This is a genomic window from Enterobacter sp. ODB01 (assembly GCF_001623605.1).
In the GTDB taxonomy this organism is placed as follows: domain Bacteria; phylum Pseudomonadota; class Gammaproteobacteria; order Enterobacterales; family Enterobacteriaceae; genus Enterobacter; species Enterobacter kobei.
The window spans coordinates 1,646,609-1,664,760 of sequence record NZ_CP015227.1; the positions used below are offsets into that span (position 1 = coordinate 1,646,609).

Genomic DNA, 18,152 nt, shown 5'->3' on the forward strand with positions numbered 1-18,152 from the left:
AAAATATGTTTCTCAACTATTTTGCGTTGGGCGTATTGATTTTTGTATTTCTGGTGCTTTTTTACGGGATTATCGCTATTCATGATATCCCTTATAATATGGCTAAAAAACGTAATCATCCCCATGCCGATGCGATTCATACGGCAGGCTGGATTAGCCTGTTCACCCTCCATGCCATCTGGCCGTTTCTGTGGATTTGGGCCACGCTCTACCGTGAAGATCGCGGTTGGGGCATGCAGAATCACATTACAAAGCCAGATGAGGTCCCGGGCATGGATGCGCTGTCCAAACGCGTGGCCGAATTAGAACAAAAGCTGGCGGCGGTACAGCCCACTGCTGATCAGAACACGCTGGAGCGCTAATCATGGATCTGTTGATTATTTTGACCTATGTGGCATTTGCCTGGGCGATCTTTAAAATATTCCGCATTCCGGTAAATAAGTGGACGCTCGCCACCGCAACGTTGGGTGGGGTATTTATTGTTGCCGGACTGATTCTGTTAATGAACTATAACCATCCGTATACCTTTACGGCGCAAAAAGCGGTTATTTCCATTCCGATTACACCGCAGGTGACGGGCGTGGTCACCGAAGTGACTGATAAAAACAACCAGCTCATTAAAAAAGGCGAAGTGTTATTTAAACTTGATCCGGGCCGCTACCAGGCGCGGGTCGATAGACTCAAGGCCGATCTGGTCACCGCAACCCACAATATCGATAGCCTGAAAGCGCAGCTTGCAGAAGCCGTCGCTAATACCACGCGCGTCTCGGCAGAGCGTGACCGCCTGTATAAAGATTATCAGCGTTACCTGAAAGGCAGCCGGGCGAAGGTGAACCCGTTTTCTGAAAGCGATATCGACAACGCGCGGCAGAACTATCTGGCGCAGGATGCGCTGGTGAAAGGTTCTGTGGCTGAACAGACGCAGATTCAAAGTCAGTTAGACAGCATGGTGAACGGTGAACAGTCGCAGATTGCCTCATTACGCGCCCAGCTTGCCGAAGCGAAATACAATCTCGATCAGACCGTGGTGCGCGCGCCGAGCAACGGCTATATCACCCAGGTGCTGATCCGTCCGGGGACCTATGCCGCCGCGTTACCTCTGCGTCCGGTCATGGTCTTTATTCCTGAACAGAAACGTCAGATTGTGGCGCAGTTCCGCCAGAACTCGCTGCTGCGTCTTAAGCCGGGTGATGAAGCAGAAGTGGTGTTTAATGCGCTGCCGGGCCAGGTATTTACCGGGAAACTCACCAGCGTCCTGCCGGTGGTGCCGGGAGGGTCGTACCAGGCGCAGGGGGCGTTGCAGGCATTGACCGTCACACCGGGCACGGATGGCGTACAGGCGCTGATTGAACTGGAGCCTAACGCCGACGTCGATGCGCTACCAGACGGTATCTATGCCCAGGTGGCGGTCTATTCAGACCATTTCGCCCACGTCTCGGTGATGCGTAAAGTGTTGCTGCGCATGACCAGCTGGATGCACTACCTCTACCTCGATCATTAATCCCGCCAGGGCAGGAATGCGACATCCATACCTGCCCTTTTTTCATCCCGTGATCCATACTGACCTTTTCCCAGCATCAAGGATCAGGCAATGAAACTCATCGGTAGCTACACCAGTCCCTTCGTGCGAAAAATCTCGATTCTCCTGCTGGAGAAAGGGATGACATTCGAATTCGTCAATGAACAGCCCTACAACGCTGAAAACGGCGTCGCGCAGTACAACCCGCTGGGAAAAGTTCCGGCGCTGGTGACGGACGAGGGTGAATACTGGTTCGACTCCCCGATTATTGCGGAGTATATCGAGCTGTTGGGCGTGGCCCCGGCAATGCTGCCGGCTGACCCAAAAGCGACGCTGGCGGTGAAGCAGATTGAAGCCCTGGCCGATGGCATTATGGATGCGGCGCTGACTTCCGTGCGTGAGCAGGCAAGGCCCGCCGCACAGCAGTCAGAAAACGAACTGCTGCGCCAGCGGGAAAAAATCAACCGCAGTCTGGATATGTGCGAACAGCTCATCCGGGAGGGAAAAATTCACACCGACAGCCTGAACCTGGCCACCATCGCCATTGCCTGCGCCATCGGGTATCTCAATTTCCGCCGCGTGTCCCCCGGCTGGTGCGTTGACCGACCGTTGCTGGTGAAGCTGGCTGAAACGCTCTTTAGCCGCGAGAGCTTTGCCCGTACCGAACCGCCAAAGGCTTGACGCGGGTTATAACACTTCGCAGCAGGAGGCGGTACAATCTCTCCACATGTTAACTCCCTCTCCCGTCGGGAGGGGGGAAGATATTTACTCGCCAGGCGCTTTCATGACTACTCATCATTCGCTCTACAGCCAGATCCCCGCTACCGATCGTCTTCTTCGCGAACCTCGCATTCATGCTGTTGTGGAGCGTTTCGGCCATACCGCGACGGTTGAGATGTTACGCCTGCTTCAGGACGAAGCCCGATGCGCCATTCAGGCAGAAAATAGCTTGCCCGACTGGTGTAGCGCGTGGGAGCTGGAAGTGGAACATCGGCTGGACAAGAACGCGCAAAGCGCATTACGCCCGGTGATCAACCTTACCGGTACCGTGCTGCACACCAACCTGGGCCGCGCGCAGCAGGCGGAAGAGGCCGTGGCTGCGGTCGGGCAGGCCATGCGAACGCCGGTGACGCTGGAGTACGATCTGGACGGCGCAGGACGCGGGCATCGCGATCGTGCCCTGGCGGATCTGCTGTGCCAGCTGACCGGTGCAGAAGATGCCTGCATTGTGAATAACAACGCCGCAGCGGTGCTGCTAATGCTGGCGGCCACCGCCAGTGGCAAAGAGGTGGTGGTATCCCGCGGCGAGCTGGTGGAAATTGGCGGGGCGTTTCGCATTCCGGACGTGATGCGCCAGGCGGGCTGCACGCTGCATGAGGTCGGTACCACCAACCGTACCCATGCGAAAGATTATCGCGCAGCGGTGAATGAAAACACCGCCCTGCTGATGAAGGTTCACACCAGCAATTATCAGATTGAAGGCTTCACCAAAACGGTTGATGAGGCCGAGCTGGCGGAAATTGGGCGCGAACTGAATATCCCGGTGATTGCCGATCTCGGCAGCGGTTCGCTGGTGGACCTGAGCCAGTACGGCTTGCCAAAAGAACCGATGCCGCAAGAGATGATTGCGGCGGGCGTCAGCCTGGTGAGTTTTTCCGGCGACAAACTGCTGGGCGGGCCGCAGGCCGGGATTATCGTCGGCAAACGCGAGCTGATTGCCCGGCTGCAGCAGCATCCGCTCAAGCGCGCCCTGCGAGCCGATAAAATGACCCTTGCCGCGCTGGATGCGACGCTTCGGCTCTATCTCCATCCGGAGAAGCTGGCCGACCGCCTGCCTGTGCTGCGTCTCTTAACCCGTGATGCCGCCTCGATTCGTGCGCAGGCCGAGTTATTGCTGCCGCGCATCGCCCCGCACTACCCTGATTTTGACGTTCGGATTGAGCCCTGCCAGTCGCAGATTGGCAGCGGTTCGCTGCCGGTGGACAGGCTGCCGAGCGAAGCGCTCACGTTTACCCCGCGTGACGGGCGCGGCAGCCACCTGGAGGCCCTGTCGTTACGCTGGCGCGCCATGCCTGTGCCGGTTATCGGGCGGATTTACGATGGACGAATGTGGCTGGATCTGCGCTGCCTTGATGATGAAGAGCAATTTCTGGAGATGTTGATGAAATGATTATTGCCACCGCCGGTCATGTCGACCACGGAAAAACTACGTTGCTGCAGGCGATTACTGGCATAAACGCCGATCGTCTGCCGGAAGAGAAAAAGCGCGGCATGACTATCGACCTGGGCTATGCCTACTGGCCCCAGCCAGACGGCCGCGTGCTGGGTTTTATTGATGTACCAGGGCACGAGAAGTTTCTGTCTAACATGCTGGCGGGGGTGGGGGGTATCGATCATGCCCTGCTGGTCGTGGCCTGCGATGACGGCGTGATGGCGCAAACCCGCGAGCATCTGGCAATCCTCCAGCTGACCGGCAACCCGCAGCTGACCGTAGCGCTGACGAAAGCTGACCGCGTGGATGACGCGCGCGTCGGCGAGGTGCGCGAAGGGGTGCAGGCCACCTTACGGGAGTATGGCTTTGCCGATGCGCCGATTTTTGTCACCGTGGCCACCGAAGGCCGCGGCATCGACGAACTTCGTCACCATTTGCAGCAACTGACGTCACGTGACCACGCAAGTCATCATCGCTTCCGTCTGGCGATTGATCGGGCATTTACCGTAAAAGGGGCGGGCCTGGTGGTCACCGGTTCCGCGTTGAGTGGTGAAGTGAAGGTGGGCGATAGCCTGTGGCTGACGGGCGTTAACAAACCGATGCGCGTGCGCGGCTTACATGCACAGAACCAGCCCGCAGAGCAGGCGCATGCCGGGCAGCGGATCGCGCTGAATATTGCCGGAGATGCGGAAAAAGAGCAGCTTAACCGCGGCGACTGGCTGCTGGCCGATGCTCCGCCAGAGCCGTCTGAACGCGTGATTGTCTCTCTGCAGACGAATGTGCCGCTGACTCAGTGGCAGCCGCTGCATATTCACCACGCGGCCAGCCATATCACCGGACGCGTGTCGCTGCTGGAAAACGATCTTGCTGAACTGGTTTTCGATTCACCGCTCTGGCTTGCAGACAACGACCGTCTGGTTCTGCGGGATATCTCCGCGCGGGAAACGCTGGCCGGGGCACGGGTGGTGGCGCTTAACTCGCCGCGACGCGGCAAGCGTAAACCGGAATATCTGCAATGGCTGGCCGCGCTGGCACAGGCCCCTGATGATAACGCCGCGCTGCGGGTGCATCTCGATCGCGGTGCGGTGAACCTGGGTGATTTTGCCTGGGCACGCCAGCTGAGCAGGGAAGGATTAGACCCGCTGACCCGGCAGCCGGGCTTTATTCAGGCCGGTAATAGCCTGTTGAATGCCCCGGTTGCCGCACGCTGGCAGCGCAAAATACTCACCACTCTCGCGACGTATCATGAACAGCATCAGGATGAGCCTGGTCCGGGGCGTGAGCGTCTGCGCCGCATGGCGCTGCCGATGGAAGACGATGCGCTGGTGCTGCTGCTGATTGAAAACATGCGCGAAAGCGGGGTGATTAAAAGCCACCACGGCTGGCTGCACCTGCCGGATCACAAAGCCGGATTCACCGCAGAGCAGGAGGTTATCTGGCAGAAAGTGGCTTCGCTGTTTGGTGATGAGCCGTGGTGGGTTCGCGATCTGGCGCGCGAAACGAACACCGACGAGCAGGCGATGCGTCAGGTATTACGCCACGCGGCGCAGCAGGGGCTGATAGTTGCGATCGTGAAAGATCGTTATTACCGTAACGATCGCATTGTGGCGTTTGCTAACCTGATCCGCGAGCTGGATCAGGCGCGCGGCTCTACCTGTGCAGCCGATTTTCGCGATCGGCTGAACGTAGGGCGCAAGCTGGCGATTCAGATCCTGGAATATTTCAATCGTATTGGGTTTACGCGTCGCCGCGGTAACGACCATGTTCTGCGAGATTCGTTATTATTTCCTGAAACTCCGTGACCCCCGTCGTAAACACCGTTACCGGTTGGCGAGAAAATCGCCAGCCGGGACTACCCTTGTTGTACACCAACAGCAAGGAGACGGTCATGACAAACAATCCTCCCTCTTCGCGTATCCAGCCTGGCGAGTATGGTTTTCCCCTCAAGCTAAAGCCTCGTTATGACAACTTTATTGGCGGCGACTGGGTGGCCCCCGTCGACGGCGAATACTATTCCAACCTGACCCCCGTTACCGGCCAGCCGCTGTGTGAAATAGCCAGCTCCGGCAAGCGCGATATCGATCTGGCGCTGGATGCGGCGCACAACGCGAAAGACAAATGGGGGCATACCTCCGTTCAGGATCGGGCAGCCATTCTGTTCAAAATCGCTGACCGGATGGAGCAGAATCTGGAACTGCTGGCGACGGCAGAAACCTGGGATAACGGCAAGCCGATCCGGGAAACGATGGCGGCAGACGTGCCGCTGGCCATTGACCACTTCCGCTATTTTGCCTCCTGTATTCGCGCTCAGGAGGGCGGAATCAGCGAGGTCGACAGCGACACCGTGGCGTATCACTTCCACGAACCGCTGGGCGTGGTAGGGCAAATTATTCCGTGGAACTTCCCGCTGCTGATGGCGAGCTGGAAAATGGCGCCCGCGCTGGCAGCAGGCAACTGCATTGTGCTCAAACCGGCGCGTCTGACCCCGCTTTCGGTTCTGCTGCTGATGGAAATCGTTGGCGATCTCCTGCCGCCGGGCGTGATTAACGTGGTGAACGGTGCGGGTGGCGAGATAGGGGAGTATCTGGCTACGTCTAAACGTATCGCCAAAGTGGCATTTACCGGGTCGACGGAAGTGGGCCAGCAGATCATGCAGTACGCCACCCAGAACATCATTCCGGTGACGCTTGAGCTCGGGGGAAAATCCCCGAACATCTTCTTTGCAGACGTGATGGAAGAAGAGGATGCCTTCTTTGATAAAGCCCTGGAAGGGTTTGCGCTGTTTGCGTTTAACCAGGGTGAAGTCTGTACCTGCCCGAGTCGCGCGCTGGTGCAGGAGTCTATCTATGAACGCTTCATGGAGCGCGCCATTCGCCGCGTCGAATCTATCCGCAGCGGGAACCCGCTCGATAACGTTACGCAGATGGGGGCGCAGGTCTCACATGGACAGCTGGAGACCATCCTCAACTACATTGATATCGGCAAGAAAGAGGGCGCAGATATCCTGACCGGCGGACGCCGTAAGGTACTTGGTGGCGATCTGCAGGACGGGTATTACCTTGAGCCGACGATCCTGTTTGGCAAGAACAATATGCGCGTCTTCCAGGAGGAGATTTTCGGACCGGTGCTGGCGGTGACCACCTTCAAAACGATGGAGGAGGCACTGGAGATTGCCAACGACACGCCGTATGGCCTGGGGGCGGGCGTCTGGAGCCGCAACGGAAATCTGGCCTATAAAATGGGCCGGGGCATTCAGGCCGGGCGCGTCTGGACCAACTGCTATCACGCCTATCCGGCACACGCCGCATTTGGGGGTTATAAGCAATCCGGCATCGGGCGTGAAACCCACAAGATGATGCTGGAGCATTACCAGCAGACGAAATGTTTGCTGGTCAGCTACTCCGATAAGCCGCTGGGCCTGTTCTAGTCGCCCTGCTCAGGCCGTCCCTGGGCGGCCTGAGCAATTTGCTGGCGCAGGCAATTGAGGACGCCATCAAGGACGTACTGCACACGCCAGGGCTGGTATTCACGTTTGCGGAATATTGCGGTCAGATCGAGCCACCACTCTTCCTGATGCGGGAAGCAGGGAACCAGCATGCCTTGCGCTAATTCTTTTTTCAGGCTCTCTTTAGGTGCGAATACGATGCCAAGGTTATTTCTTGCCAGCTCCAGCGCCGTCTGCGTGTTGTCGCAAATATAATTTCCGGTCACCCTGTAATCTTGCACGTTATCACTACCATGGGTACGAAAACGCCAGATATTTGCATCGTCGACCAGCATGGAATCGATCAGAATACATGAGTGATTAATTAAATCGTCAGGTCCGGCTAACGGATGATTATTTAAATATTCCTGAGTGGCGAATGCCGTAACGGAATATTTTGTTAATACGCTGGCGACCAGATTTCCATCTTTTGGCTGTGCATAGGTAATTAAAATATCGCAGTCATCCGGGAAGGAAACGCCTTCTGAAAATTCATTGCGGTCCAGGTTGTACGTTTTCAGGGAGATACGAATGTCGCCGATGTCTTTTATCTGATGGATGACATGGCGCGCGAGGTAGGTGACAATTCCCGTGGGCGCGTAAAGGGTCACTTTGCCCCGCTTTTCATGCTTATAATCGGCAATGAAATTCACGAGCTGATCGTTTTTGTCCAGCGAAGCGTCAATATAGGGAAGTAACGCTTCACCAAACTGAGTAAGCGCAAGCTGACGGGTCGTGCGCTCAAAAACCTTTAGTCCAACCCGCGCTTCAAAATCAGAGAGATATTTACTGACGTTAGCCTGCGCCATACCCAACAGGGCAGCAGCATCACCAATGCTGTGAGTGGCGGCGATGACGGAGATTATTTTTAATTCGCGTGGCTTAAGCTGTAATTTACTCATCATGCGCACCCATCTATATCATTATATATATAATATTATATAAACCGCAGCGTTGCATTGGCAAATTTGTAACCATTATTATTCGCCCCGCTTGTTTGGCGTTTAAATGGATTACTTTGATGACTATTAAATACAATTTACTTATCGCTGCCACGTTATTTGCAGCCACGTCTGCGATGGCCGGTGACTTTTCAATAGGGGCGGGGGCTGTATTTAATGAGTCGCCTTATAAGGGATATAACGAAAATACCACTGCGGTGCCGTTAATCAGTTACGAAAGCGATCGTTTTTATGTGCGCCAGACCACGGGCGGCTGGATCCTGTGGAAAGACGCAAAAAATGAACTCAGCCTGACCGCATCGTGGATGCCGCTGCATTTTGATCCCGATGACAATGACGACCATCAGATGAAACAGCTTGATGAGCGTAAGGCGTCCGCTTTCCTCGGTGGCGCGTACTATCACCATGAAAGCTGGGGTTCTTTGAAAGTGGCGGTCTCTGGCGATGCCACGGATGAAAGCGGCGGCATGATTGGAGAAGTCTCCTACTTTCGCCCCATCAGGATGGAACGCCTGACCCTGACGCCATCTGTGGGTGTTTTTTATACCGACGAAAGCTATAACGACTACTACTACGGCGTATCCGGCAACGAGTCTCGCCGCTCAGGTCTGAAGCAATACACCGCCGGTGACAGCTGGACGCCATACGTTGGCCTGGCGGCTAAATATCAGTTAACCCAGAAGCTGTACCTTAACGCCAGCGCGGTCTACACCGTGTTGCCTGACGACGTGAAGAACAGCCCGATGATCGACCGCGACGACAGCTTCGTGCTGATGACCGGGCTGACCTGGCGCTTCTGATACCTTAAAGCCGGTTTACTCCCTCTCCCCGTGGGTGTGTACAGTCCGGGGGGAGGGCAACAGACCGCAAATATTCAGCCTTCATCCACCCATATCCGCATCTCCCCTTCTCCCCGGTTTGCCCAACTGAACCAGGGAATAAAGGTCAGCGTCTGGAGCTGACGCTGTACCGGCGAGCGATCGTACTGCCAGAGCGCATCCGTATCCTTCGCGTGATAACCGCGCCCCTCCGCCTGTATCAACATTTTGTGCGCGAAAATGCCTTTGCCTTCAAATACCCGGAACGCACTGTTTTCAGGCAAAGAGAGGTTATGCAGATTTGCGCCGTTATCAGCTTCTTCCAGACAGTAAACCAGGGGCCCGCGCTGAAGCGCGACTTTACCTGCCTGCTGGCGCACCTGCGGGTTACCGTACACGCGGCGAACCGGCATAGGGAGTGTCAGAGTCAGCGTGTCGCCCTCATGCCAGCAACGGTTGAGGTAAAGATATCCACGAACGACCTCACCGGTGACGCGTTCACCATTCAGCGAAACAGCCGGTTCGGCGCACCAGTCCGGCAGCCGCAGGGCCAGCGTGTGAGTCACCGGAACAGGCGAGGTTATTTCGATGGTCACCTGATCCTGCCACGGATAGTTACCGCTAATACGTAGCCGGAGTGTGTTTTCATCAATCTGTATGGCGACATCGTTCCCCACATACAGGTTGATCAACAGGGCATCCGGGCGAACGGTATAAATGTAATGTCCCAGTGAGGTCAGCACGCGGGCGATATTCGGCGGACAGCAGGCGCAGCCGAACCATCGCTGGCGGACGGGCTTCACGTGATCGTAGATATGGTTGAACGCCAGCGTTTTCGGATGTACCTCCAGCGGGTTCACATAGAAGAAGTGTTTTCCGTCCAGCGCCATGCCGCCGAGTACCGTGTTGTATAACGCGCGCTCCATCACGTCGGCGTAGTGGCTGTCTGCCTCCATCTCGAGCATCCGGCGGGCAAACATCATCAGGCCAATGGAGGCGCAGCTTTCCGCGTACACCGTATCGTTGGGCAGATCGTAATCGCTGCTGAATGCCTCGCCGCTACTTTGCGAGCCAATCCCGCCGGTAATGTACAGCTGGCGCTGCGCCATGTTATTCCACAGCCGCAGGCAGTCCTGGCGTTTACCTTCGTCGCCGCTCAGGCGCGCCAGATGCGCCATGCCCGCCATCAGGTAGACAAAGCGTACCGCATGGCCGATGGCCGTTTGTTGTTCAGCAAGAGGTTGATGTGCCTGGCTGTAGGCTTTGTCCTTGACCATCCACGCAGGTCCATAGGTATTCCAGTATGACGTTTTGCCACGCTTCTCGTACTCGATATCGTAGAAGTGAGGCTGGGTGCCGCGTTCCTCAATAAAGTATTTCACCAGATTGAGGTAGCGTGGTTCCTCCGTGACGTCGTACAGCCGCATCAGCGCCAGCTCGATTTCCGGATGGCCAGGATAACCGTGCAGCTGCGTTTCGCCAGGGCCAAACACGCTGTCGATATGGTCTGCCAGCCTGCACACCACATCCAGCAGGTTGCGTTTACCGGTTCCCTGAAACCAGGCCACGCCAGCCTCAATCATATGCCCGGCGCAGTACAGCTCGTGGCATTCAGCCAGATTGGTCCAGCGCGCCTCGGGGGCCTTAACCGTAAAGTACGTATTGAGATAGCCATCTTCACACTGTGCTGCGGCAATCAGTTCAATGACCTCGTCGGCGGTTTTTTCCAGTTCAGCATCCGGTTTCTGACATAGCGACCACGCCACGGCCTCCAGCCATTTCGCCACGTCGCTGTCCTGAAACACCATCCCGTAGAATTCACCCTCTTCAAGACCCGCGGCAATGCGGAAGTTGGTGATGGCGTGGCTGGGTTCAGCCTCTGCCACGCGATCGTTCAGCGCATCCCACTGGTAGGGGATCACCACATCACGGACCAGTCGTTGATACTGCCCGAGAAACGGGTCATTGATTTTCAGTTGGTGCAGATCGGGTTCCATTACGGACATCGTATTCTCCTCAGGAAGGGACATGACGCTGGCGCAGATCGGTGGCAATGCGCGACATCAGTGGATTGTTAAGCCTGCACCAGCGGATAGTGACCGCCAGCAGCAGATGGAAAAGGGCAGGCAGCAGTGTCTCCATGGCGGTGATGCCCTGTAACGAGGCTGGCGTCTGGTTACCCATGCCCGGCTGATAGGCTACGGTGATAAACACCAGGCTGATGATCCCGGCGCTGGATGCCCATGCGAGCTTGATGAAAAACAGGTTGAAGGCGAAGTTCATGCCCGATGAGCGCACGCCGTTTTTCCATTCACCGTAGTCATCGGCAAAAGCCATCAGCGAGAAGTGTAGTGGCAGGGTAAAACCGAGGATCACGCCGTTGCTTAAAATAATCACCAGCCAGAGCGTCTGGTGCGCCGGGCCTCCCGGCAGAAACCACATGCCCACCGCAAGCGCAGCGAGCACCAGGTTGGTGTAGTAGTAGAGTTTGACGGTATCAATACGGCGCGACAGCGGATTGACGATCACCGCGCCCAGAATGGCCGCAAAAGTCACCATCGTGAAAAATAGCGAGGTATAGGCCGTGCTGCCCTGCAGGACGTAGGTGATGAAGTACATGTATCCGCCGCCGCGAATGTTGAAAACGTTGATCAGCAGAAACGACATCACCAGCATCAGGAGCAATTGATCGTTTTTACGCAGGCCCGCAAGGTGCTCGCGTAAGGTGAATTTACCCATCAGCGCCAGCGGAACGCGCTCGCGAACCCAGAAGAAGCAGCAGAGAAACATCACCACGGCGACAGCACACAGGACGCCGACGCCAAGCTGATAACCCTTTGCGGCATCGCCCTGACCGAGCTCCGCGACCAGCCATGGCAATCCCACAGAGACCAGAAATCCCGCCACGCCGCACAGCACAAAGCGCCATGACTGGCAGGCGATCACCTCGTTGTGTCGGGTAGTCATGGTGTTAATCAGCGCGCAGTAGGGCACGTTAATGGCGGTATAACCAACGGACAACAGCAAATAGGTACCAAACGCCCAGGCGATTTTCACCCCCATGCTGGCTTCCGGTACGGTGAACGTCAGCACGCCAATAACCCCGATGGGGAGCGCCACCCATAGCTGCCAGGGACGAAAACGTCCCCAGCGGCTCTGCGTGCGGTCAGCAATCACGCCCATCACCGGATCGGAGATGGCATCAAACACACGAAGAGCAATAAATAGCGTGCCCACGAGCGCGGGAGTGAGGCCAAAGACATCGGTATAGAAAAAGGTCAGGAAATTCATGATCAGGCAGGTAATTACCGTCCCGCCCGCATCACCCAGGCCGTAGCCAATTTTTTCGCGGACGGACAGCCGGTCATCTGCCGCCCCTTGTGTCACGTCTGATTCAGTAATCGGTGTGGAAGTCATGAAGTAACTCCTCAATGAACGAATTTATTATCGTATTTATGCAAGGTACCCATTTATTCTGCATTGAACGGCAAGGCCAACAAGGGAAGGGAAAAGTATAAAAAGGTGACGATTCCGACCTGATGAAGAAAATGTGATTTCGATCGGACAGTTATTCAGATATTAGTTAATAATCAATGCGTAAATTGAATATTGATGGCAATAAAAGCGGAATGGTGAATATCCATGCTCGAATTATCCATAGCGCTTCCGATTAAGGTCCAAAATGGCGGGCTATTTATTTCCCGGGGCGTGGGTCGCCATCCTGCGCGGAAATTAACATCGTGGGAGATTATTTTTGTCGAAAAAGGGACATTAACGATCCAGGAAGAAAATACGGTGTTTGAGGTGCGTGCGGGGGAGACGTTACTGCTTTGGCCTGACAGGCGACACGTGGGTGTGGGCGAATTCCCTGTCGATCTTAAATTTTACTGGCTGCATTTTGAGATTGAACATTATCCCTCTTCACAACCCAATCTGGCGATAGAACAGCATTGTCGCGTGAGGGACGCCCAGTCTGTCATTTCTCTTTTCCGCCAGTTCTTAAGCGAGCAGGAGAAATTACAGCGAACCATGGCGCTTGAAATCATTTTACTGCTGATCTTACAGCAAATTTCCCGTCCTTCCGGATATGAAGACAGCGCCAATGAAGCCGGTGCGGCCATGGCGTGGAAGGCGAAACAGCTTATTCGCACACAGTTTCATTTACCGCTTTCAACGTCGCTACTGGCAAAAGAGCTGCACTGCAATGCGGATTATCTTGGGCGAGTATTTCGCCGGACATTTCATTTAACCCTGACGGAGGCCATTCATCGCCAGCGTGTCCGGGCGGCAGAAAAATTACTGCTCAACGAGGCCGCATCATTAACCGAAGTAGCGACACGCTGCGGTTTTAATGATGTGGGCTATTTTCGACAGATTTTTTCTAAGCACACCGGTCTAACGCCCGCCGTCTGGAAACGGCGGTACTGTAAAGAGCATATTAATTCTGGTTGACCTGCCTCGGGGTCGCCAGATTATGCCCGCTGTGCAGCATCATCTGGCGTAACGCGTCACTGACCGTCTTCGAGCCAGGCTTTTTCGATTTCTTCGGCGAGAATTTTGACGCCTGCTTCAATTTTTTCCGGATCGGGCACGTAGTTCATACGCATGCACTGGTGCGTGTGCGGCCACGGCTTATCCAGACCCGGGAAGAAGTAATCACCCGGCACCATCAACACACCGCGTTTTTTCAGACGCTGGTAGAGCAGTTCGGTGGTGATCGGCAGGTCCTTAAACCACAGCCAGAGGAAAATCGCCCCTTCAGGTTTGTGGATCAGGCAGCGCTCTTCCGGCAGGTAGCGGCGAATCGTCGCGATGGTTTCCTGAACGCGCTGATAATAAAACGGCTTGATAACCTCGTTAGACAGACGCAGCAGGTCGTTGCGCTTAATCATTTCACACATCATTGCCGGACCGATGCCGCCCGGTGAAAGGCTGATAATGCCGTTCATATTGGTAATGGCGGTGATGATTTTCTCGTTGGCGATGATGATGCCGCAGCGGCTACCCGGCAGGCCCAGCTTAGAGAGGCTCATACACAGCACGATATTCGGGTTCCATAGCGGACGCGCTTCGCTGAAGATAATGCCCGGGAACGGCACGCCGTAGGCGTTATCGATCACCAGCGGAATGCCGTGCTGATTTGCCAGCGCATCCAGCTTCATCAGCTCGTCGTCGGTAATGACGTTGCCCGTCGGGTTAGTCGGACGGGAGACGCAGATCATGCCCGTCTCTTCACCGATATGCAGATGTTCAAAATCGACGTGATATTTGAACTGGCCTTCCGGCAGCAGCTCAATGTTAGGTCGTGCGGAGACGAACAGATCCTCTTCCAGACCGGAATCGGCATAGCCGATATACTCCGGGGCCAGCGGGAACAGCACTTTTTTGGTCGTGCCGTCGGCGCGACGTCCAGCGAACAGGTTAAACAAGTAGAAAAACGCGCTCTGGCTGCCGTTTGTTAGTGCAATATTCTGTGGTTCGATATCCCAGCCCAGCTCGTCACGCAGCATTCCAGCGAGGAGCGCCAGCAGTTCAGTTTTGCCCTGAGGACCGTCGTAATTGCAGAGCGCATCGGTCGCTTTGCCGTTTTCCAGCATCTGAGCGAGCAGCGTCTGGAAATAGGTATTCATCTCCGGAATTTGAGCCGGGTTTCCGCCGCCGAGCATGATTGCGCCCGGTGTGCGCAGCCCGTCGTTGAGGTCCTCCATCAGGCGAGTAATGCCTGAATGGCGGGTGAATTTGTCGCCGAAAAGTGAAAACGTCATAGCAGGTGATCTGTCGAGCTTATTTTGAAAGTGGGTAACCATAACGCTAGCACCGTGTTGGTGCAAATCGGGTGGTGTGGTCGGATTTGTTGTTTTATGTGGCGGGTAAGGATTTATTCAGTGAATTGTTCTGGCGATTTTTTCTCCTCTCACCCGGCCCTCTCCCCTGTGGAGAGAGGGTTAGGGTGAGGGGGGGATTATTGATTACCAGCCCATACCACCATGACTTTATCGCCCTTGTGCTCGCGGACAAAGCCATACCCTTCTTTCAGCGACAGCGTGGTTTGCTTGCCTTCGCCGATCGCCGGGTGACGGGCGCGGAACTGACCCAGCATTTGCCAGTGGGCGACGGTTGACGCCTGCGTGCCCGTGACATCCTGCCAGTTCATATCCGAACGGGTGCCCTGAAGCGGGTCGGAGCCCGTCGGGCCGAACGGACGTTCGGATTCATCCCCGTAATAGATTTGTACGCTGCCCGGTGCCAGCAGGAGCAGCTCAGCCGCGCGCTGACCACCTTCGCGGAACAGGCGTGTGTCATGGGAGGAGAGGTAGCTCAGAACGTTGAAGCTTTGCAGCTTTTCTGTCATCTGCTGCCACGTCAGGTCGATATCGGCCAGGCAGTTCACCGCCTTTGCCGCCTGCTCCTGATAATCAAAGTTGATCATCGCATCGAAACCGTGGCGGTAATAATCACTCAGCATCACCCCGTGACCCCAGGATTCCCCGGTCATCCAGAACGGTGCGTTGTCGAGCTTTTTGTCCGGGTTCGCCCCTTTCCAGGCCGCCAGTGCCTGACTTGTCTGATCTTTTAGCTGCTGCCAGGCCGCAAGCTCGACGTGCTTCGCGGTATCGACCCGAAAACCGTCGATTCCGTAGTCTCGTACCCACTGGCTGAGCCAGTGAGTCAGATAGTCGCGCGGGGTATATCCCGGGATGGCCTTTGCGTGGGTATCGGGTTTGTGTTGATAAAAATTGGGTAACCCGGAAGGGACGGTGGATTCCGTTTTCAGGTCGGGCAGGAACGCCAGCGACATCGTCAAATCATCAAAGCCAGGGTTGTCGTAATCACCGATGTCGGTACGGATCCATTTCTTGCCCCACCATTTTTCCCATGCGGCTTTGTCGCTGAAGTTAATGTAGTCATTGAAGCTGTGCCAGGTTTGGCCTGCACCTGGCTTCCAGTCGGTCCAGTGTTCACCCAGCGTTTTTTTCAGCTCATCACCCTGTAAATACAGCGCGCCAAACTGATACGCCTGCATGTCTGCTAGCGTCGCGTAGCCCGTGTGGTTCATGACGATATCGAACAGGATGCGGATACCACGCTTGTGTGCTTCATCGACAAGATGGCGCAAATCTTCTTCGGTACCCATGTTGGCATCAAGCTTTGTCCAGTCCTGGGTGTAATAGCCATGATACGCATAGTGAGGGAAATCCCCTTTGGTCCCCCCGCCTACCCAGCCGTGGATCTGCTCAAGCGGAGAGCTTATCCAGAGCGCATTCACCCCCAGTTGCTGTAAATAATCGAGCTTGCTGGCAAGTCCCTTGAGGTCGCCACCGTGGAAGGTGCCAATCTCCTGCATGCCGTCTTTATGGCGGCCATAGCTGTTGTCGTTGCTCGGGTCACCGTTCACATAGCGGTCGGTCAGGACAAAATAGACGGTGGCGTTCTGCCAGCTAAACGGTGCGGGTTTATCCGTTTCGGCGCGCTCAAGCAGCAGCAGGCCATTACTGCCAGCGGCGGGCTGCAGGGTAATGTTTCCGTTCTGTACCGTCGCGGTCTGTTTGCTGTAGAAATCACGCACTACTGTCCCTTCCGGGAAAGTATCGCTAACGTTCAGCGTCAGCGGTTTACCATCCCACTTCGGACACTGGCGGATAGCGGTTGCCACCGGTTGTTCTGCTGCACTCTGAATTGTCAGCAGCATTGTGGGCGTGCCGGAGCGAGTATCAATCCGCATCTGATATTCACCGTCGCGGAAAAGGCGCCACTGCGGCGGCGTGCTATCGCAGGGTTTGAGCGACAGCATCTCATTGAGTTTTATCGCCTCTGATGGCTGCCAGCACGTCTTGTCAAAACTCAGCGTAAGAAGACGCGTACCCTTCGCAAGCTTTGCCTGGCTGGTGAAAATCCCGGTGCCTTCGGCGCTAAAATTATTAAACCCCTGTGATGACCAGTCAGCGTGTGCCAGTGCGGGTAGCATCAGAAAAGCCAGAGCGGTGCGTTTCATTCCATTTTCCTGTCGCGGCATTTTTAACCAGTTTGCCATCAGGCGGAGGGTAAAAACTCATCCTCCAGCGCTTTCTGCCAGGAGGATGGGTGAGGATGAGTGATCCCGCGCAAAATTAGGCAGTTATCTGCGATATCGCGCACAAATTTTCAGGAGTGCTGTTTTTATAAGCAAGTTTCAGGTGACATAGTTTCGGATTTGGACTATTTCTATACGTGCTCTTGAAGTCTATTTTTGATATGATTTGAGATTCCGCTCTCAAATTTGTGAAAAAAATAAGGTGTTAGGATGATGACATCCGACCAGGAGACCTAATGATATCGACTCCCATTCGACGATATGGGGCTGCGATACTCATGTTACTCACCATGGCATTTTCAGGTGAGGTGCTTGCGAAGACGCACACGGATACAACGAGTAAGAAAGCCCACGTAATAAAGACGACAAGTAGTAAGGTTAGCAGTAAACAAGAGTATTCTCGCAATAGTGCAAAGAGTAGTTCACTTCCTGATTTGCGAAAATACCCTTCCGGAACACCAAGGAAAAAAGCGTTTCTCCGGACGGTAATGCCTTACATCACGAGTCAAAATGCCGCGATTACTGCGGATCGTAACTGGCTGATTTCCAAACAGTACGATAGCCGCTGGTCGCCTTCAGAACGCGCGCGTCTGAAAGATATCACGAAGCGCTACAAGCTGAGCTGGAACGGTAACACCCGTCGTGTGCCGTGGAATGCTCTCCTTGAACGTGTCGATATCATCCCGAATAGCATGGTTGCGACCATGGCGGCAGCCGAAAGCGGCTGGGGAACGTCAAAGCTGGCGCGTAATAACAACAATCTTTTCGGTATGAAGTGTGTGAAAGGTCGTTGTAATAATGCGCCTGGCAAGGTGAAAGGCTATTCTCAGTTTGAATCAGTCAAAGATTCCGTGGGTGCCTATGTGGTCAATCTGAACACGCACCCGGCCTACTCATCTTTCCGTAAATCACGTGCTCAGTTGCGTAAAGCGGATCAGGAAGTGACGGCCAGTACGATGATCCACAAGCTGAAGGGTTATTCGACGAAGGGGCAGAGCTATAACAACTATCTGTTCGCGATGTACCAGGATAACCAGCGCTTAATCGCCGCCCATATGTAATCACTAAAAACGCCTTCTAAATGAA

Annotated in this window: 14 protein-coding genes; 9 read left to right on the top strand and 5 right to left on the bottom strand. The window is 55.1% G+C overall.

Translation table 11 applies throughout. From position 1 onward, the window contains the following. Positions 1-5 precede the first annotated feature (5 nt). The 6 genes from A4308_RS07875 (at position 6) to aldB (ending at position 7,158) form a co-directional block, all read left to right on the top strand. Positions 6-362: a DUF3302 domain-containing protein gene (locus A4308_RS07875; protein ID WP_014882019.1), complete on the top strand. Its 357-nt coding sequence runs from the start codon at positions 6-8 to the stop codon at positions 360-362. Between the two features lie 2 nt (positions 363-364). Further along, the gene (locus A4308_RS07880; RefSeq protein ID WP_063308490.1) at positions 365-1,501 is read left to right on the top strand and encodes an HlyD family secretion protein; all 1,137 of its coding nucleotides are present in this window, start codon (positions 365-367) and stop codon (positions 1,499-1,501) included. Between the two features lie 90 nt (positions 1,502-1,591). Then, positions 1,592-2,200, top strand: a complete 609-nt coding sequence (locus A4308_RS07885) for a glutathione S-transferase (RefSeq protein ID WP_045282196.1) — start codon at positions 1,592-1,594, stop codon at positions 2,198-2,200. 103 nt (positions 2,201-2,303) lie between these two features. Next, positions 2,304-3,689, top strand: coding sequence for an L-seryl-tRNA(Sec) selenium transferase (selA, locus tag A4308_RS07890; protein ID WP_045282195.1), 1,386 nt, complete (start codon positions 2,304-2,306; stop codon positions 3,687-3,689). Further along, on the top strand, positions 3,686-5,533 hold the full coding sequence (gene selB, locus A4308_RS07895) for a selenocysteine-specific translation elongation factor (RefSeq protein ID WP_045282194.1): 1,848 nt from the start codon (positions 3,686-3,688) through the stop codon (positions 5,531-5,533). The genes selA and selB overlap by 4 nt, the downstream gene beginning before the upstream one ends. 86 nt (positions 5,534-5,619) lie before the next feature. Then, complete coding sequence (gene aldB, locus A4308_RS07900) at positions 5,620-7,158, top strand: aldehyde dehydrogenase AldB (RefSeq protein ID WP_014882024.1); 1,539 nt, start codon at positions 5,620-5,622, stop codon at positions 7,156-7,158. Here the strand turns inward: aldB and A4308_RS07905 are convergent. After that, positions 7,155-8,120, bottom strand: coding sequence for a LysR family transcriptional regulator (locus tag A4308_RS07905; protein WP_059287899.1), 966 nt, complete (start codon positions 8,118-8,120; stop codon positions 7,155-7,157). The genes aldB and A4308_RS07905 overlap by 4 nt on opposite strands. A gap of 116 nt (positions 8,121-8,236) precedes the next feature. Here A4308_RS07905 and A4308_RS07910 point away from each other — a divergent pair, with 116 nt between their 5' ends. Continuing rightward, positions 8,237-8,977 carry a MipA/OmpV family protein gene (locus A4308_RS07910; RefSeq protein WP_014882026.1) on the top strand — a complete coding sequence of 247 codons (741 nt, stop codon included), beginning with the start codon at positions 8,237-8,239 and terminating at the stop codon, positions 8,975-8,977. A 74-nt stretch (positions 8,978-9,051) separates the two neighbouring features. Here A4308_RS07910 and A4308_RS07915 read toward each other — a convergent pair whose 3' ends face one another. Both A4308_RS07915 and A4308_RS07920 read right to left on the bottom strand, forming a co-directional pair. Then, the gene (locus tag A4308_RS07915) at positions 9,052-11,001 is read right to left on the bottom strand and encodes a glycoside hydrolase family 127 protein (RefSeq protein WP_045282193.1); all 1,950 of its coding nucleotides are present in this window, start codon (positions 10,999-11,001) and stop codon (positions 9,052-9,054) included. 10 nt (positions 11,002-11,011) lie between these two features. Further along, positions 11,012-12,412: an MFS transporter gene (locus tag A4308_RS07920; RefSeq protein WP_045282192.1), complete on the bottom strand. Its 1,401-nt coding sequence runs from the start codon at positions 12,410-12,412 to the stop codon at positions 11,012-11,014. 225 nt (positions 12,413-12,637) lie between these two features. On the opposite strand from A4308_RS07920, the gene A4308_RS07925 reads away from it, so the two are divergent. Further along, on the top strand, positions 12,638-13,447 hold the full coding sequence (locus tag A4308_RS07925; protein WP_014882029.1) for an AraC family transcriptional regulator: 810 nt from the start codon (positions 12,638-12,640) through the stop codon (positions 13,445-13,447). Positions 13,448-13,503: 56 nt separating this feature from the next. Here A4308_RS07925 and avtA read toward each other — a convergent pair whose 3' ends face one another. Further along, complete coding sequence (avtA, locus tag A4308_RS07930) at positions 13,504-14,760, bottom strand: valine--pyruvate transaminase (protein ID WP_023331743.1); 1,257 nt, start codon at positions 14,758-14,760, stop codon at positions 13,504-13,506. 197 nt (positions 14,761-14,957) lie between these two features. Beyond that, positions 14,958-16,988, bottom strand: coding sequence for an alpha-amylase (locus tag A4308_RS07935; RefSeq protein ID WP_045282191.1), 2,031 nt, complete (start codon positions 16,986-16,988; stop codon positions 14,958-14,960). A 314-nt stretch (positions 16,989-17,302) separates the two neighbouring features. On the opposite strand from A4308_RS07935, the gene A4308_RS07940 reads away from it, so the two are divergent. Continuing rightward, the gene (locus tag A4308_RS07940) at positions 17,303-18,127 is read left to right on the top strand and encodes a protein bax (RefSeq protein WP_014882032.1); all 825 of its coding nucleotides are present in this window, start codon (positions 17,303-17,305) and stop codon (positions 18,125-18,127) included. Positions 18,128-18,152 lie beyond the last annotated feature (25 nt).

What these genes read in the sequence shown, in the direction of transcription:
- avtA (WP_023331743.1), bottom strand. Translation starts at nt 14,760, where the DNA reads ATGACGTTTTCACTTTTCGGCGACAAATTCACCCGCCATTCAGGCATT.
- A4308_RS07885 (WP_045282196.1), top strand. Translation starts at nt 1,592, where the DNA reads ATGAAACTCATCGGTAGCTACACCAGTCCCTTCGTGCGAAAAATCTCG.
- selB (WP_045282194.1), top strand. Translation starts at nt 3,686, where the DNA reads ATGATTATTGCCACCGCCGGTCATGTCGACCACGGAAAAACTACGTTG.
- A4308_RS07905 (WP_059287899.1), bottom strand. Translation starts at nt 8,120, where the DNA reads ATGATGAGTAAATTACAGCTTAAGCCACGCGAATTAAAAATAATCTCC.
- A4308_RS07915 (WP_045282193.1), bottom strand. Translation starts at nt 11,001, where the DNA reads ATGTCCGTAATGGAACCCGATCTGCACCAACTGAAAATCAATGACCCG.
- selA (WP_045282195.1), top strand. Translation starts at nt 2,304, where the DNA reads ATGACTACTCATCATTCGCTCTACAGCCAGATCCCCGCTACCGATCGT.
- aldB (WP_014882024.1), top strand. Translation starts at nt 5,620, where the DNA reads ATGACAAACAATCCTCCCTCTTCGCGTATCCAGCCTGGCGAGTATGGT.
- A4308_RS07940 (WP_014882032.1), top strand. Translation starts at nt 17,303, where the DNA reads ATGATATCGACTCCCATTCGACGATATGGGGCTGCGATACTCATGTTA.
- A4308_RS07875 (WP_014882019.1), top strand. Translation starts at nt 6, where the DNA reads ATGTTTCTCAACTATTTTGCGTTGGGCGTATTGATTTTTGTATTTCTG.
- A4308_RS07925 (WP_014882029.1), top strand. Translation starts at nt 12,638, where the DNA reads ATGCTCGAATTATCCATAGCGCTTCCGATTAAGGTCCAAAATGGCGGG.
- A4308_RS07910 (WP_014882026.1), top strand. Translation starts at nt 8,237, where the DNA reads ATGACTATTAAATACAATTTACTTATCGCTGCCACGTTATTTGCAGCC.
- A4308_RS07935 (WP_045282191.1), bottom strand. Translation starts at nt 16,988, where the DNA reads ATGAAACGCACCGCTCTGGCTTTTCTGATGCTACCCGCACTGGCACAC.
- A4308_RS07920 (WP_045282192.1), bottom strand. Translation starts at nt 12,412, where the DNA reads ATGACTTCCACACCGATTACTGAATCAGACGTGACACAAGGGGCGGCA.
- A4308_RS07880 (WP_063308490.1), top strand. Translation starts at nt 365, where the DNA reads ATGGATCTGTTGATTATTTTGACCTATGTGGCATTTGCCTGGGCGATC.